Genomic DNA, 17,096 nt, shown 5'->3' with positions numbered 1-17,096 from the left:
CGGGGCGTCGGCGCCGGGTCACAGGGGGCTCCCCGGCGACGCTCTGGGGCCGGCTAAGGGTGGGAGTGGCAGTCATGAGGACTTCCTGTTCGTGAACCGGAGGAAGGTGAAGGAGAGGATGAAGGCCGCGAGGGCGATGAGCACGGCCTGGGCTGCGGCAACGTTGTAGTCGTTGTATGCAAAGGCAGTGGTGTAGGCGGAGAGGTTCGGGGTGTATTGGCTGTCGACGGCCGGCGCCACAGTCTGGAGGACTTGCGCCTCGGCGAACAGTTGAAGCGTGCCGATGATCGAGAACACCGTAGTGAGCACGAGGGCGGGCCGGATAAGCGGCAGCTGAATGGTCCACGCGACACGGAAGGGCCCGGCACCGTCCACGCGCGCAGCTTCATATATCTCGCCGGGGATCGACTTGAGCTGGGCTATGACGATGAGCATGTTGTAGCCCGTGTAGCTCCACGTAACGATGTTGGCGATGGACCACAGCACGGTGTCCGGGCCGAGGAAGTTCACGGTGAGGCCTACGGACGTGGCAGCGTCCACGATCGGGCTAAGACCTGGGACGTAGAGGAAAGACCAGAGAATGGTCGCGATGACGCCCGGCACGCCATACGGCATGAAGTAGGCCGCGCGGAAGAACCCGGGCCACTTGGCCGAGGCCGACTCCAGCAGGAGCGCAAGGACTGTACAGAGGGCGATCATGACAGGGACCTGGACCACGCCGAAGAGCAGCACGCGGCCGATTGAGGCGAGGAAGCTGCCGTCCCCGAGGGCGCGGGCATAGTTCTCGAACCCTGCAAACCCGGAGTGGACGCCCGTCTCGCCGAAGAGGCCACTGCGGGTCACTTTCGTAAAGCTCGAACCGACAGCAGCGATGATCGGGAAGATGAACGTGAGGGCAAAGAGCGCTAGGAAGGGCGCGAGCAGTATCCAAGGTGCACGGGTGACGGCGCGGCGCTGCTGCCTTGCCGGTCCGCGCCCCTCCCGCTGGAGTGCTGACGGATGTGCTTGTGCGGTATCTGCGGTGGCGCTCATGCCTGCTCCTTCCTAATTGTCAGACCTTTGTTCCTGAAGGCGGTCATGATCTGCTGCTCGGCGGCTGCTACGGTGTCGACCAGGCTCGTGCCCGATGCCTTACGGCGGAACCCGTCGCCCAGGATGTTGAAAGACTGCGTGGTGACGGGCCACCAGGACCAGTCCATGTTCTGCGACTTACTCGCCGGCACGATGACGTCCTGGTTGTAGTTCTGCCCCCCGAAGAAGGCGGAGGGCTTCTCGCGGTTTGCACCTATGATGCCCGGCACGGGCGACCATCCGATGCCACTGTTGGCGATCTCGGCGTCGATGCCGGCCTGCGTAGACGTCATCCAGACAGCGAACTCGAGGGCCTCGCGCGGGTGCTTGCTGTTAGCCAGGACCGCCGCGGTGGACCCGCCCAGGTAGCTCGAGCCATACCCGCTCGGGTCCCAAGTGGGCATGGGCGCCACGCGCCACTTTCCAGCTCCGCCGCTGACGCTCTGCACCAGGGCATCGGCCCAGCTGCCGCTCGTGAGCGACGCGAGCTCCCCCTTTGCGGCCGCAGCGTACCAGCCGGGGGTGAAGGGTCCGTAGGCGGTGGTGACGATGCCGTTGTCGATTGCCCGGTCAAAGAACCGCGCGACGTTCAGCGTTGAGTCGTCGGTCATGTTGATGACCCAGCCGTCCTCGGCTGGGCGCAGCCAGGAAGCACCGGCCTGCGCGGCGAAAGAGACGAAGTAGGAGGTGTCCGCGAGAGAGAAGCAGTCGATGTAGGCGTTCGCACCGCGGAGTTCCTTCCCGACAGCTGCCCACTCCTCCCACGTCACCGGTGCCGCCGCGCCTACCTTGGCCAGGACGTCGGGGCGGTAGAACGTGGCCATCGGCCCCGAGTCCTGGGGGATGCCGTAGACGCCCCCGGAGAAGCTCACCTGACTCCAAAGTGCGGGGTCATAAAGGTGTGCGTATTCACGGGCACCGTAGCGCGAGAGATCCACGAGCCCGTTGACGAGCATGAACTCAGGGACGGTACGCATTTCAACCTGCGCTAGGTCAGGGCCGCCGCCCGCCGCTAGCGCGGCGTAAAGCTTGGAGTACCCGCCACGGTTGCCGCTGGGGATCCATACCGTCTCAACCTGGACATTCGGGTGGCTCGCGTTCCAGATATCCGCGACCTTCTGAACATTCTTGAGCCAGGACCAGTACGTGAGTGTCACTTTCTCACCGGTACTGGCCGCAGGAATTGCAGGTGCGGTATTGACGGAAACAGTTCCCGGAGTGGCGCATCCGGTGAGAAGGGCAAAGGCGGAGGCGCCGAGCCCACCGCAAAGGAGTTGTCGTCGTGTCAAAGATGGCATGAGTCCCACTTCGTTATGGTCAGCGCCGCGGATACGGCACCGGGGCCGGATGGCCCGACGTGACAAGACTAACATGAAACCCGAGTACATGCTCGGCTTTTAATGAAATTAGACTGGATTCCATGACTAACAAGGCGAACGCACGCTCAGGCCCGCGCGGCCCCTACGCCAAGACCGCTGAGCGTCAACGGCAAATTCTTGAAGCCGCCGTAGAGGTCTTCGGCTCACGGGGCTACAACGGCGGCAGCATCCAGGACGTCGCGGATCGGGCAGGAATTAGTCAGACCACACTCCTCCACCACTTCCCTACGAAAGCGCAGCTGCTCGTTGCGGTGCTTGAGTACCGCGACCGAATATCCACGAGTACGCCGGGTACACGAGAGCGGTTTGCGGAGACCATCGTGCGGCAGGCGGAGCACAATGAGGAACTTCCCCACCTCGTTGAGCTCTACTCCGTACTCTGCGGAGAAGCCACGACTGAGGACCACCCGGCCCGGAGCTACTTTGTCCAGCGCTTCGCCCGGCTTCGCGATGAATACAGCGGGGAGCTGCGCTACCTTGCGAGCATTGGCCGCCTCCGGCCTGGCGTCGACCCTGATGTCGCGGGACCTACCATCGTGGCTCTATGGGAAGGAATCCAAACCGAGTGGCTCCTTAGTCCCGACACAGTGGACGTGCCAGGCATCCTTAAGGGCTACCTCGACCTTATCCTTGTGCCGGAAGAAGATGCCGGGTGGTCAGCTGGTACTGCGACCTCCTTGGAAGCGCTGAACTCACTCTGATGTGGACGGTAACGGATATTTCCGGCAAGTAGCCGTGCAGTGTCTAGTTGAGGGATGCTTTAGGTGAACAGCAATGGCCAGCGCGGCGAGCTCACCCTTTGATGGGGACGATTTCGAGATTGATCTGAGCGCCGCGAACGCGGACGGGCTGCGGGAAGCGATGAAGCCGTACATGTCCGCCGCCCGTGGAACGACCGGCCGCAAACGCAAGACAAGGCGAAACGCGACAAAGCCCGGTCCTTTCCTGTTGTGACTTTTCAGTCTCGTCCTAGACAAAAGGTCTGCGTGCGAACGGCATCAGCGGTTACCAGAGCGGGTTGAACGTGAAGCCGGCCTTCGGGGTGCTCGATGCCGTGTTAGGGCACTGCGCTCCACGTCCGCTGAGGCCCTGGTTTATACCAGCCGGAACCTCGTCGGGCAGTTGGGTTGTGTCGAAACCATGCTGCACCGGGTAGGAAAATCCCGTGCGTCAGGTGAGCAAGGCAAGTGGCCGAAGTTCCCGGTTGGCCGTTCCAGTCGTTCCTCACGTGCTGAGCTGCTGTTGATCTTTATGGATTCGGCGGAAATCGTCACCTGGTAATCGATGTTGAAGAGTCGATGAAGCTTCCGGTCCTGCCAGGCTGTGTTGGACGTTTGTTACGCAAGGCAGCCGTTCGAGCTGTCTGTGGAGGAGCGCTAGAGATTCTTCGCTGGCGAAGAGGGTGTGCTCAATGACCCAGGTGTCGGCCTCCGACGTAACCCATGCGGTGATGGATCGGGGCCCGCTTCCGCGGACACGCACCAGCCCTACGACTCGGTTGACCCCAGCAAGTCCGTCCCGCACGGTCACGCGCAGTACGAAGTGCTGCGACATCTTAGGTCCCCGCCAAGGCGTATGCGGCCCCGGTGCCGGCGAGAATAGTCATGGGTCGTGCGGCGAGCACGACGGCGCTGATCCCTCGTTTTGGGACATCCGTGCCCAGCGCTTCTATGTTCCGGATCGTATTTTCCGTCCTCCCTCGGATTAGAGGGTCAGTTGGCGGGGGTGAGTTGGGCGCAATCGCCCGAATCATCAGCGAGGACGCTGATTTGCCGCTTGGCGAAGCGGAACTGCTGGGTAGAGGATTGACGGGTTTGGCTCAGGCAAGCGCACGTTATTGGGCAGAGGACACTTCTGAACAAGGCAGCGCTGCCCTGAGTCTGGACACGGCCAGCGAGCTTATTTACCGTCTGGCATGGCGGGGTATTTCACGCTTCCCGAAAAACCTAGAGACAAGGGAGGCTCAAGATTCACACAATTACTCCCGTGATTGGATAATACTCTTCCGTTTGCCGGTCCATGCTTCTTACTCTGGTGAGACAAGCTCGTCGAGGGGGACATTCTTGGTAAACGCTGACGCACTTTTGGTTGATAAAGAACGTCCGGCCTTGCAGCAGCAGGTCCGTCCGGCGCCGGCGGAAACAGAGCGGGGGGCAACTGACTGGACCGGTGATGCCCTGCTGGCTCTTCCACATTCTGTTCACTTCGTAAGTGCGGACTGGCCTTGATCACGGTGGTCGGGACCGAATACTTAGTCGCGGTTGCGGGGCCTGTAATGGAACGAGTAATTCTTTTTGATCCGCCGGAGTTCAGGGACCTCGGTTCGGCTTCACCGGCGACAGGCGGGGTGTCCCTTCCCGCTTTTCCAAGCAATCCGCTTACAGCATCTCCAGCTGCGCCTTCGTGGTCGTGAACGTGAAGTACGCCAGCTCATTGCCAACCTTGCCGTTCCCGCAGTCCAGCGCAGGCAGCAGCTTTCCTCGAGCGGAGCGTGCGGGAGCATGGCTGGCCCTCGACCAGGCGTGCGGTGAGACTGATCCGCGGTCAAGTCGTGGTTTCGTCGGGGGAATGTTTGTGGGGGATTGTTGATGTCAGGTGAATACCTGGGATCCCGGCTAACCGTTGGAATAGACGGATCGTTCGGGATTCTGCGGTACGCGTTCCTTGCCATGGCCACTTCATCCGGAACGCCTGGGAGTGATATTGCCGGGCAGTCAGCGCCTTATTCTCTTACCGAGGATATGTTGAGGCGTGGGTTCAGGCGGGCGTGCAACAGCGACTATGCGGACATCGCCTTGAAGGCTCAACCAGCCGATGGCAGCGTGCTGTGCCGTGCCTCTGCTGACGGCCGTGTTTCGGTGTGGTTCGACGACAAGCTGGCGTGGTCCGAGCGCTTTGACACAAAGGACGAGGAAACTGCCTGCTGGTTACAGGCGGCGCGGACCAGGGAAATCACTCTCATTAGCGGGGACTACCTCCTGATATCGGGGGCCGACGTCCATCCGACAGCCGCTGCCGATAAACGAACCTTGATGATGGCCAAGATCCCCACTGTTTGGACCTAACAAGGCACCGAGCGGCACCTTCTGCACACGACGGGCAAGTACAACGGCTGCCAGGAAAGTTCTCCACGTGCTTCGTACTGGACGGTGGCGGCTAACCGGCTGCGGGTTTGGTCTCGATGTAGTTGATGACCAGGAACTCTCCCGCCGGGACCAGTTCCACGTACCAGCGGGTCGGCTTGTCCAGGTCCTCCCAGTTGCCCTGGCCGGCCACTACGGGGCGGTAGACGGCATCGAACTTCAGGAACGTTCCGCTGTCTGTGGCGCTCGAATCGATCTCCTGCAACAGTTCGAACTTCCCCCGCCCGCTGCCCTCCGGCTCGGCAGAGCGGACCGCTGCCAGGTTCTGCTGGTTCATCACCTTTAGAGAAGTGAAGTATTGCTGCCAGGCCACGTCGCTGTGCGTGGTGAACAGGGTGGCCGAGTAGGCCTCCGCGTTCCTTGCGGCGAGCCGCTCAACACAGCTCTCAGGGACGGCCGTGCCTGGACTCCAGGCGGCGATCAGCTCGGAACCGGCGTTGAACCAGCCGCTGTAAGCGTTCAGGACACTGCCGATCGTCTCGCGCGGGGTGCCCAGAGGGATCCGGACCGGCGTTAGGTCGTTCTGGCCAACGAAGGGGCACTCCGGTGGAAGCGCCGACACAGGCGTGGCCGGAGCGATATCCGGCAGAGGGGGCGACGGGAACAGGCTGCAGCCGCTGATGCCGGGCAGCAGCACAAGTGCGGCAGCCGTCGTCGTGATTTTTCTGCCGAGCCCATGCCTGACTGGAACTTTCATTACTTCTCCCCCAATAACGCCACCCTCATCCGGATGACGCTGACCATCCTACCGGGCGGTAGATAGGCTAACAGGGCGCATCGGGGTTGATCCCGTAGAGTGCTGCGGCGCCGCTTGCCGGCTGCGGCGTCGGCATTGGCGCCGACAAAGAGCAACCCGCCCCACCCGTCCAGGTTCTCGGAGATCGCCTCGCCGAAGAGCCGCATTCGACGGCCTGGCAGACAGCCGGGGCCACTTGCGGCCGGCGATCCGCCCGGCCTCACCTGGCACTCGAAACTCGAAGCAACGATCGGCGTGGCGTCAGAATAGGGCGAAATTTCCGTTTTATTTACAGTCGCTCACGATGTTCTTAACTCCCACCCTGACAGTCGAATGGCAGGAAACCGAGGTGCGGCAGCCCGAGAATCATCGAATAGGCCAAAGAATCGGGACTCGATGACACTCGCTTGCGGCAGGAGCTGACGAAGCTCCCTCTTGCGGCTCGACAGGTGTTTGAAAACGAGTCCGAAGCCCCACCGGCACGTGAATCCTCCCTTGCGAGACCGCCTTTACGTCAGGCTGGGGTGTACTTCAAAGTCCGCCCAGTGATCGCCGCTTCCTTAGATGCCACGAGCAAACTTGGTCTTGGCACGCTCAGCCCTCGCACTAGATGTAGGGGCTGGTCCCTGTGTGGATGCTGGTTTGGTGTATCTCCGGGATGCCGCGGCGCCTTGGCATCGTTAGGGGACGCTTCGCTCACTCGGGCCGAGGGCTGAGCTTGACACTTGTCACGGAGGCATCACAGGGCTAAAGTACCTCACACTGGAAGGACTTAAGGTTGAAGTATTGAGGGTGTGACTTAGTGCAGGAAACTGAGATTTAGCATCATCACAAGAAGCTTTCAGTTTTTGAAAAGGACCTCGGCATTCGCTCGGGGCCTTTTCGCTTTCAGGCCGCTTGAGGCCTCCACCTGACCGAACCTCTACCGCGCCGCCGCAGAATATGGGAGCATTCAGCATATGCGGGGCATCAGACCCACGGTACTACTGGTGGTCCTCTTCGCACCGACTGTCGCCACCGGTGTCACCGGCGGGAGCCGCAGCTTCGTCTTGATCGACGCGTTTCGGGAAGGGGCGTCCTATGGTCGATGTCTCAGTTCGAGCCTCCCTGCCGGAGCTTCGGCGATTGCAGCCCGGACGACGGCGGACGCTCGCCGCCGCACGTGCCCTCGCCCAGATCGCTCCGCCTGACGCAGTGGCCACCCCCAGCGAGATGGATCTCCCGGCAGCCACGAGCGTGCTCGTGGCATTCCAGGAGCGGGTCGGACTCCCCGCGACGGGGGACGCTGACGATGCGACGATCGCCAGAGTCGTCGCGGAAGTGGCTCATACTCACATCGCATCGAGCCGCATGCGCACCGCGAAGGTGCAGGACATGTTGGCGCGTGCCGGTTTCAAGCCGATCGCCGAGGAACGCAGCACCCGGACCGCAGGTGAGTCCACGATCGGCGAGGTCAAGCGCTTTCAGGAGCAGAACGGTCTCACCGTCGACGGGCTTGTGGGGGAAGTCACTCTTGGGGCGCTTGGGCAGGCCGCCCTCACCGCGACTCTGGCCACGCATCGGCAGACCAGAACGCTTCAGCGCGCGCTGCTGAAGGCGGCGTCCGTTCGTGGAGTGGAGCTGCACATCGACGAAGCTGAGCTGCGAACACGCACCGCAGGCGACTCGACGCGGGCCGCCGTGAGGATCCTACAGGAGTCGCTCGGTCTTCCCGTGACGGGCGAGGTGGACCTGACGACGTTCGACCGCGTCAGAGCGGTTGCGGCCAGTCGCCGGCCGAAGTCGAAGCCGGTCTCTGCTCCGCAGGCGAACGAAGTGCGAGTCGTCCCTCGCAATCTGCGTCTCAACATGACGAACAAGGACGTGGCGACGGCTCAGAAGGCCCTCGCTTTTCTAGGCCACGCGCCGACGGAGGCAGAATTCAAGGCCGCTCGCTTCGGAAAGAGCACTCGCCAGGCGGTGCTCGCATTCCAGGCGGCGAAGCGGCTTCCGCAGACGGGTGCCTTGGACGCTGCGACTCGATCGGCGATCAACAGCGCGATCCGTATCGCGACTCCCGGACCCGAATTTCCGCATCGGATCCGCGGGGCCGTGCGCGATGAGACGTGGCATGGACGCGGCGATATCACCGTGGAGCTGTCGACGGATCCCGTTGCCGGGGAGTCGGTCGTTCTCGCGACCAGGCGGACATTGCCCACCGGGTTCTTCGACATCCCGTACGAGGTTCCGAAGGACCCAGCGAGCGGGCAGCCGATCTCTCCGCTCGCGATCAAAGTACGTTACCTCGACGGAGGCGGGAACCCGATCGGGGTAAAGAGGCTGCTGAACCCGACAGCCACATGCTGGGCCAACTTCACCGAAGGGGCCCATCCCTACCGCGGCACGAGCCTCCATCAGCTGCTGCTGGCCGCGGTCGCCAAGATCGGCGTCACGGATATGACCGCCCTCATGGAGACGGCGGGACGCGCCGATGTGTCGCGAGTCGCCGCTCAGGCCGGACTCGGGCAGGACGATGTCATGCGCCTAATCCTTGCGGCTCGCGCGGCAGGCGTGCTGGGCGGCGTGCTTGACGCGGAGGTGTGCTTCGCCTTCCTCGCACAGAACCTGCCGGCCGGCGTGCCGAGCGACTTGCTCGCACAGACACACGAGTGGACGCTCATCGAGCAACTCGTGGACCGCGTGGCTGTCGGGGTCGCATTCTCCGAACCGGCACTCGCGCGAAGTGCGCTCGAGACGGCCGTCTCCGAGAACCTCGTCGGCGTCGCCCTCGGCGCGCGCCTTGACACGATCATGGCTGAGATTGCGGAAGCGCGCCGGCGCATGGCGCTCGACCGTCCGCTCCTGGTCGGGAATGGGACGTTACGCGACACGCTGAAGCGCACGATCGTCCCGGAAGGGACTCATGCTGCAATCGCCGACGCGTTCGCACTCACCGGCGGAATGGGGCCAAAGTTCTGGCATCTCCTCCGTGAGAACCCTGATGCGTACGGGGGAGCGGGTGCCGTGGCGTCCCTCGAGACGGGGGTCGAGATCGGGCTCGTCGCCAAGAATCACCCCCCCACGGTCGATCTGCTCGCGCAGCGACTGGATGACCCGGCTCACGGAGAGCTCACGACCACGCGCGACCTCGCGAAGTGGGACTCGGAGCAATGGAACCAACTCGTTGCGACCGTGGGCTCTGTGCCGGTGAACACAGACGGTGACACCGACCCGGCGCGCCATGCGACCTTTGCCCGCACGATGGAAGCGCAGGCGCATCGACTCTTCCCGACGGTCGCTCTCACCGCCTCTGTCAAACGCACTGGAGCAGGCGGACTGACGGCCGTCGGCGACATCGAACAGCTGGTCGACGCGCATCCCGGATTCGAGCTGCGGACCTCCAGCGTCGATGCCTTTATCGCAGCGAACGCGCCCCAATCGAAGCCGGAGATACGCAGCGAGTTGCGGGTGCTTCAACGCGTGCATCGGCTCGCTCCCACCATCGAGACCGCGACCGCCTTGCTGGATGCGGGCGTTCACAGCTCAGTCCAGGTGCTCTCGCTGGGGCCCGAGGCGTTCGCGGCGAAGCTCGCTTCCCTGAAGATCGACGCGCCCACGATAGCCAGCATGTACGGCTACGCCGAGATCCAGTACGCGCAAGTGCTGCAGCGGATCGGTGAATTCCGCTCCGAGCTCCAGAAGACGATGCCGGCAGCACTTAGTCCGCTCGTTCTCACCGCGGAATTGCGCTCGAAGGTTCTCAAGGACATTCCGGATCTCGAGTCGCTGTTCGGCGCGCTGGACGCATGTGACTGCCCGCACTGCGCCTCTGTGTACGGGCCGGGGGCCTACCTCGCCGACATCCTTCGCTTCCTCACCCGTGCCGCCAACACCGGCGGCACCGTGCTCAAGGTACTGACCGACCGTCGCCCCGACATCGTTAAGATCAAGCTCGATTGCGCCAACACCGAGACGGTGCTTCCGTACATCGACCTGACCAACGAAGTCCTCGAATCGATCTACCCGGGATCCGCGGGGCTCCTGGACCGCCAGACCACTCTGCCATCCGACGAGCTGCGTGCGACCCCGGAGCACCAGGACGAGACCGTCTACGACGATCTACGCGTGTCCGACCTTCCGATCTCGTCGGCGTATGACCTCTGGCAGGACCAGACTCGCACTCTGCTGACGCATTTAAACGTTCCGAGGTGGCGGCTCATGGAGATTTTCCGCAGTGCCGCAGCGGGTCCAGATGCCGAAGTGGATGCTGCCGCCGAGTACCTGGCCGTGTCGAGCCACGAAGCGGGGCTCATCACGACCGCGAAGCCGGCCACTGGCGACCAGAGTACGCTCTGGGGCTTCGACGCATTGCGGAGCAGCATCCCCGTTCTGGAGGTACTCGAGCGCACCAAGCTCAGCTACCTACAGCTGCAGATGCTGCTCCAGAACGCTTGGATCACGCCCGACGGGGATCCGCCGATCCACATCAAGCGCCCCGCATCCAGCGCGGATCTGAATCTCCAGACCGTGGATGGTGTGAGCGCCGATGCGCTCGACCGCATCCACCGGGTGCTGCGGGTATGGCGGCATACGCCGTGGGACCTTTGGGAGCTGGGCCTGCTGGTCCGAACCGAGAGGATCGGCGGGGACGCGCTCGACGGCCCTGCGCTCAAGCAGCTTGCCGCCGCTGCGCGGCTCGGCGATCGCCTCAAGACGGGGGCTCAGGAGTTGGCCACCTGGTTTGGCGTCCTGCCGATGATGGGTCACCCTGCAGAGTCGGATCCTACCGACCTGACAGCCGCCGACGCCTCGCTGTATGCGAAGACGTTCCTCCGCAGGGCCGCCACGGGTGCGCCGGATCCGGCGTTCGACCCTCAGCCGGACGGGAGTGACCTGCGGCGACACCGCCCGGCGCTCCTCGCCGCACTCGCCATAGCGGACCCCGCCTTGACGGCGCTGCTCGACCGCACGGGTGCGACCAACGACCTCATGACTCTCTCCCGACTGACAGCCTGGGTCGGGCTGGCACGAGGGCTGCGATTCAATGTGCCTGAATTGCTGGCGGCTGGGGACCTGCTGAAACCGCTCGTCTCCGATCCGTTCGCGTCGCCGTCGACGCTGCTCGTCTTCATCGAGCTGACCGACGAGCTGCGCGCAGCCGGGCTGACGATCACGGAGCAGGATTTCCTGCTTTCGAGCAGGCCTGCCTCCCCCCTCGCCCCGACCGACGAAGCGGTCGGTCTCGCGCTCGGTTCACTTCGAGAGAGCATGCGGACCGCGCCTGCGGCTTCGCCGGCGGGGCAGGTCTTCACGACCATCGCAGCCGCAACTGGTCTGGTTCCCGCGCAGGCGAAGGCGCTGCTGGACGAGTCCGACGCCGTCGGAAAGCTGCTCGACGCCTTCCTCGATCCCGAACTCCTCAAGCGTCAGCCCGGCGGTGACTTCGTGCACTCCGCCGTCACGCGCACGGACTTTCCTCGTCTGTTCACGGTGTACCGGCGAATCCTCAAGATGGCTCGCGTTGCGCGAGCACTCAGCCTAGACACGGACAAACTCGCGTGGACGTTGCAGCGAGGTTCCGCGCTCGGGCTTCGGCTGGTCGATCTGCCCGTGGATGCCGCGCCCGACGTGCCACTCGGATCGGGCTGGGTCCGCCTGCTGCGGTGGAGCGGCGCCCATCGGGCGCTTGACCTGCGTGCCTCCATCGTTTCTGCACCCCCAGGTGCCGCGCCGGCGGCCCCCGCCAGCACGGCGGGTGACCTGTTCGCTGCGGCGGCCGACGGTCGTCCCATCGATGAGATCCGTGGCATCGCGACGAGCCTTTCCGGAATCAGCACGGCAACACTCACGCAGCTCGACGGTGGCACCGCCGCCCGCTACACCGATCCCCAGTTCCTCCGAAGGCTCGCGGATGCCTCGGACGCCGTGCAACGGCTCGGGATCTCCTCCGACGTCGCCGCGACCTGGTCGTTGCGTGAGCGCCAGGGCGGTCCGCCGGAACGCGAGATCGCGAAGGCGGTCATGCAAGCTGCGAAGTCGAAGTACGAGCGAGGCGCATGGCTCACCGTCCTGGGCCCGTTGCAGGATGTGTGGCGGGAGCGCAAGCGGAATGCGCTCGTCGCCTATCTCATCGAGAACGCTTCCCGGACGCAGCCACCGACCGTGCAGGTGGCCGGCAAGGAGTATCCGAACCCCAAGCGCTGGACGTCCACTGCCGACCTGCTCGACTACCTGCTGATCGACGTCGAAACTAACCCGCCCGTCCTCACTTCACGCATTAAGCACGCGATCGGAAGTGTGCAGATGTTCGTTCAGCGTGCCTATCTCAACCTGGAGAAGCCCCACGTCGTCATCAAGACGGACGAAAAGGCGGACCTTGCGTCCCCCAACAGCTGGCGGCAGTGGAAATGGATGAAGAACTACCGCATATGGGAGGCCAACCGGAAGATCTTCCTCTATCCGGAGAACTGGATCGAGCCGGAGCTGCGTGACGACAAGACCCCGTTGTTCAAGGAATTCGAGCAGGAGCTGCTCTCGGGCGAGATCACCGCCGAGCGCAGCGAGGGCGCGTTGAGGAACTACCTCACGAAGCTCAACGAGATTGCGAACCTTGAGGTCGTCGGCGTGCATCATGAGATCGACGACGATCATCCCTGGGATAATCTCGGTCCGTCGGTCAACCTCCTGCACGTCGTAGGTCGCACGCGCGGCGAGCCCTTCACGTACTTCTACCGACGCTACGACGTGAATGCCTCTATCTGGACGCCATGGGAGACCATCGATCTCGACGTCACGGCGGAACAGGTGCTTCCCGTCGTGTACAACCGAACACTCCATCTCTTCTGGCTGCAGTTCACCGAGAAGCCTCAGAAGGGGAAGCGGCAGCCCGCCGCGCAGCCTTCCACCGGAACGACGGCGGCTCCGGAGCCGCCGACGCAGCTGGAGATCAAGCTCTCTTGGACCGTTCGGGGCAGGGACGGTTGGTCGACCAAGCGGACCGCTCCCCAGACGCTCGTGCACCCCTGGCCCCGGCCGGCGCGTTCCTACACGCTCAAGCCGCGCTATCACAGCGCTGAAAACCAACTCTGGATCGATGTCTACATCTCCATGAGCTATGAGTTCAACCAGGGATGGTTCTGGGATCCTTACCTCGGCTATCATCGGAAGCTCACGAGCAAGAGCTTCGACGAGTCTGCCCGGCCATGGCACTCGTCGTCGTTCGTCTTCGACGGCCACGTGACGGGGCTGCGACTCAAGCCGCTGCGCGGCTTTTACCACCCCATCGGAAGTGACGGGCAACCCAATCCGAACCTCGCGGCGTCGGACTCGTTCAACTTCGTCAGCGGTATCAGCGATCCACAGAGACGAGTCATGGATCGGCTCACCACGACGGCCCAGGTGTCCGCGCGCCTCGTGCAGCCGCCCGGCATGCACCTGGAATCGGGAAGGATGCGAAGCAACAGCGTCACACCGAATACCGGCCAGCTGACCGTGATTCAGAACGGGGCCGAGGTCGCGCTCCTTCAGGGCGCGCGTCCGCCTTTCGGCACGGTGCAAAGCATGCACCGGATCCAACTCGACACGGCCGCCGATCGCAGCCCCTTCTTCTACCTTGACGCGGCTCGCGCGTATTTCGTCACCTCGCAGTGGGCGAACGTTCGAATTGACTCGACGACCTCGGTCCAGAGGCTGCAATACACGTTCGCGCCTTTCCAGCACCCGTACGCTGCGCTTCTCCTCCGCGAGCTCAATCGCTCGGGACCAGACGGCGTGCTGAACCGAGCGATGCAGCGATTCCCAGCCAGCTATCCACCCGGCAACGCGTTCGACTTCTCGTCCTACGCCCCGGTTGGGAATGTGGCGGTTGCCGACCCGACCGCACAAAAGGACATCCTCGACTTCTCCCGGTCAGGGGCAATGTCCGTCTACAACTGGGAGGTCTTCTTCCACATTCCGCTCCTCGTTGGCTGCCGCTTGAGCACGAATCAGCGCTTCGAGGAGGCGCTGGATTGGTTCCACCGGATCTTCGACCCGTCGAACACGGAGTCCGAGTCGGCTCCGCAGCGTTACTGGATCACGAAGCCGTTCTTCGAAGCGACGGACGAGACGTATCAGCAAAGCCGGATCACGGAAATCCTCGGCAACGCCGACGACCCGGAAATCGTCAAGCAGATCACGCAGTGGCGAAACAACCCCTTCATGCCTGATGTCATCGCGAGATTCCGTCCCGTCGCCTACCAGAAAGCGGTCGTCCGGAAGTACCTTGACGCGTTGATTGCGTGGGGCGACCAGCTCTTCCGCCGGGAGACCATCGAATCAATCAATGAGGCGACGCTGCTTTATGTGCTCGCGGGCGAACTCCTCGGTCGCCGCCCCGAGCACGTCCCAGCCGTCCCACGGGATGCGAAGTCCTACGAGGAGTTGGTCGCCGCCGAGGAACTGGATGCCTTCGGCAATGCACAGGTCGAGGTCCAGCTCGAGAACCTGACGAATCGTCCGACCCTCGTCATCGGGTCCGACGAACCGGGCGCCTTGCCGGTGGTCCGGCTGTCGTACTTCGGCATCCCAGCCAACGACGCGCTTCTCGCGTACTGGGACACCGTCGCAGACCGACTGTTTAAGATCCGCAACTCGATGGACATCTCAGGGGTGTTCAGACAGCTGCCGCTTTTCGAGCCTCCCATCGACCCCGCGCTGCTCGTGCGCGCGGCGGCGATGGGGATCGACCTTTCGAGCGTGCTCAACCCCGCGTCTGCAAAGGGATCGCCGTACCGCTACGCGACCCTGTTCGAATCTGCTCGGTCGTGTGCGGAGGACGTCCGTGCGCTGGGTGAGAGGATGCTCGCCATCCTCGAGCGGCGCGACGCTGACGCGCTCGAACGGCTTCGATCGGGCAACGAGGTTGCGCAGGAGACGCTAGTTCAGCGGGTCCGTGAGGCGCAGGTGCTCGAGGCCCAGCGTGCTCGAGAGGCGCTGGAGAACAGCACAGAGGCGATCCAGCTGAGAATCGACCACTACAGCGCCCAGCCCTACATGAACGATTGGGAGACGGCGGCGACCGTCGCGCACGCCCTCGGCATCGTTTCGCAGATCGTTGCGACGATCCTGGGCGCGGTGTCGGGCGGGGCCAGCCTTGCACCGTCCGTCACCTTCGGGGCGGCCGGCTTCGGCGGGACACCCGTCGCAACCGTGACCTACGGCGGCGAGAACATCGCCGACTCGGCGAGCGGCTTCGCGAGAGTCTTCGAGGGAGTGAGCGGCATCCTGCACTCCGCCGGCGGCATGCTCGAGACCCAGGGCGGCTATCAGCGCCGGCACGAAGACAATCAGTTCCAGGCCGAGCTGGCCCGAAAGGAGCTGAGTCGGCTCGCGAAGGAGATCGTCGTCGCCCAAGTCCGCGAGGCCGTGAGCCAGCATGAGCTCGATGCGCATCTGCACGCCGTCGAGGCTGCGCAGAGCGTCGACGAGTTCTTGCGCAGCAAATACACGGGGGCTGAGCTTTATGAGTGGACGCTGGGCCAGCTGTCGACCGTCTACTTCCAGGCCTACCAGCTCGCGTATGACCGCGCGCGTCAGGCCGAGGAGGCGTACAGATACGAGACAGGTGACCACACGACCCCGCCCGTCATCCAATTCGGATACTGGGACAGCCTGCGGAAGGGACTTCTCGCCGGCGACCGACTCGTCAACGATCTCCGCCGCCTCGAGTCGATCGCGCTGGAGAACAACCGACGCCGGCTGGAGGCGACGACCCGCGTTTCACTCGCTACCCTGATGCCCGGCAAGCTCCTCGAGCTCAAGGCAACGGGCCGCACGACCATCGAACTGCCCGAGTGGCTCTTCGCAAGGGAGAACCCGGGATGGTACAACCAGCGAATCCGGTGGGTCGCCGTGGACACGCCCAGTGTCACGGGACCCTATACCGGCGTGCACGCCACCGTGACGTTGACTCAAGCGGTGGTCAGGACCTCAGCGCAGGCAGGCCATGACTTCGGTGACGCGTTCGCCGGCGGCCCTGGCTTCGCAGCAGCGATGCCGACGATCGCCAGCATCCGCACGAGTCACGGCGTCGACGACCGCGGTCGCCTCGCCGGATCAGCGCCCGACGACCGGTACGAGCCGTTCGAGGGAGGCGGCCTCATCAGCCACTGGACGATCGAAATGGACCCTCGTGACAACGCGTTCGATGTCGACACACTCTCGGACTTCGTCCTGACCATCGCCTATGAGGGCGACCAAGGGTCGTCGCAGCTCGTGGCTCAAGCGCGAAGCGCCGTGAGCGAGGCCGTCCCCAAGCGCGGTGCGGCCCTCATCTGGCTCGATGGGACGCACGGCGCCAAGTGGGCGCGGTTCCTGCATCCCTCCGAAGGCGAGGAGCAGCAGCTGAGGATTCCCGTGGGACGGGAGGTGCTGACGTTCCTACAGCGACAACACAGCGGCGCGAAACGGCTGCGCGTCCTGGGCGCCGATCTCGTGGCCGAAGTCGAGACAAGCCCACTGGATGTGCGGATGACACCACCTTCGGCAGCCGGCGGAGCGGCGGCTGCCCGCATCGAGGTCGCCGCCACGACCGGCGGCGCGTTCGGCGAGCTCGCGCACGCACCCGCCACCTGGCCCGCAGGGCAGGGGCCGGATCTCCTAGGAACCTGGACTCTTCAATTCAAGCGAACGGCTGACCTGACGTGGGACGCGCTGCCGGACGACGCGGTGCGCCATGCCTGGCTACTGCTGCGTTTCGAGGCCAGCGATGTATGAGACTCCGCCGCCATTCGCCGTCGGACTGGCACG

The 17,096-nt window shown here is 63.8% G+C and carries 7 protein-coding genes and 1 pseudogene; 5 read left to right on the top strand and 3 right to left on the bottom strand.

What is annotated here, in order from left to right:
* Positions 1-72 precede the first annotated feature (72 nt).
* Positions 73-1,032, bottom strand: a complete 960-nt coding sequence (locus QE394_RS08965) for a sugar ABC transporter permease (protein ID WP_349034332.1) — start codon at positions 1,030-1,032, stop codon at positions 73-75.
* Entirely contained in the window at positions 1,029-2,369 is a 1,341-nt protein-coding gene (locus QE394_RS08960; protein WP_349034331.1) for an extracellular solute-binding protein, read from the bottom strand. Before QE394_RS08960 ends, QE394_RS08965 begins: the two co-directional genes overlap by 4 nt.
* 122 nt (positions 2,370-2,491) lie before the next feature.
* On the opposite strand from QE394_RS08960, the gene QE394_RS08955 reads away from it, so the two are divergent.
* The 4 genes and pseudogenes from QE394_RS08955 (at position 2,492) to QE394_RS08940 (ending at position 5,515) form a co-directional block, all read left to right on the top strand.
* The gene (locus QE394_RS08955) at positions 2,492-3,151 is read left to right on the top strand and encodes a TetR/AcrR family transcriptional regulator (RefSeq protein ID WP_349034330.1); all 660 of its coding nucleotides are present in this window, start codon (positions 2,492-2,494) and stop codon (positions 3,149-3,151) included.
* A 73-nt stretch (positions 3,152-3,224) separates the two neighbouring features.
* Positions 3,225-3,404, top strand: coding sequence for a histone-like nucleoid-structuring protein Lsr2 (locus QE394_RS08950; RefSeq protein WP_349034329.1), 180 nt, complete (start codon positions 3,225-3,227; stop codon positions 3,402-3,404).
* 782 nt (positions 3,405-4,186) lie between these two features.
* Positions 4,187-4,393, top strand: a pseudogene (locus QE394_RS08945) (TetR/AcrR family transcriptional regulator); the annotation flags it as partial.
* 645 nt (positions 4,394-5,038) lie between these two features.
* Entirely contained in the window at positions 5,039-5,515 is a 477-nt protein-coding gene (locus QE394_RS08940) for a hypothetical protein (RefSeq protein WP_349034328.1), read from the top strand.
* A 91-nt stretch (positions 5,516-5,606) separates the two neighbouring features.
* On the opposite strand, the gene QE394_RS08935 is transcribed toward QE394_RS08940, so the two are convergent.
* The gene (locus QE394_RS08935) at positions 5,607-6,290 is read right to left on the bottom strand and encodes a hypothetical protein (RefSeq protein ID WP_349034327.1); all 684 of its coding nucleotides are present in this window, start codon (positions 6,288-6,290) and stop codon (positions 5,607-5,609) included.
* Between the two features lie 1,119 nt (positions 6,291-7,409).
* On the opposite strand from QE394_RS08935, the gene QE394_RS08930 reads away from it, so the two are divergent.
* Entirely contained in the window at positions 7,410-17,063 is a 9,654-nt protein-coding gene (locus QE394_RS08930; RefSeq protein ID WP_349034326.1) for a neuraminidase-like domain-containing protein, read from the top strand.
* Positions 17,064-17,096: the final 33 nt, after the last annotated feature.

The organism is Pseudarthrobacter sp. SORGH_AS 212, from assembly GCF_030818145.1.
GTDB lineage: Bacteria > Actinomycetota > Actinomycetes > Actinomycetales > Micrococcaceae > Arthrobacter.
This window is presented reverse-complemented; position numbering and strand designations above follow the sequence as displayed.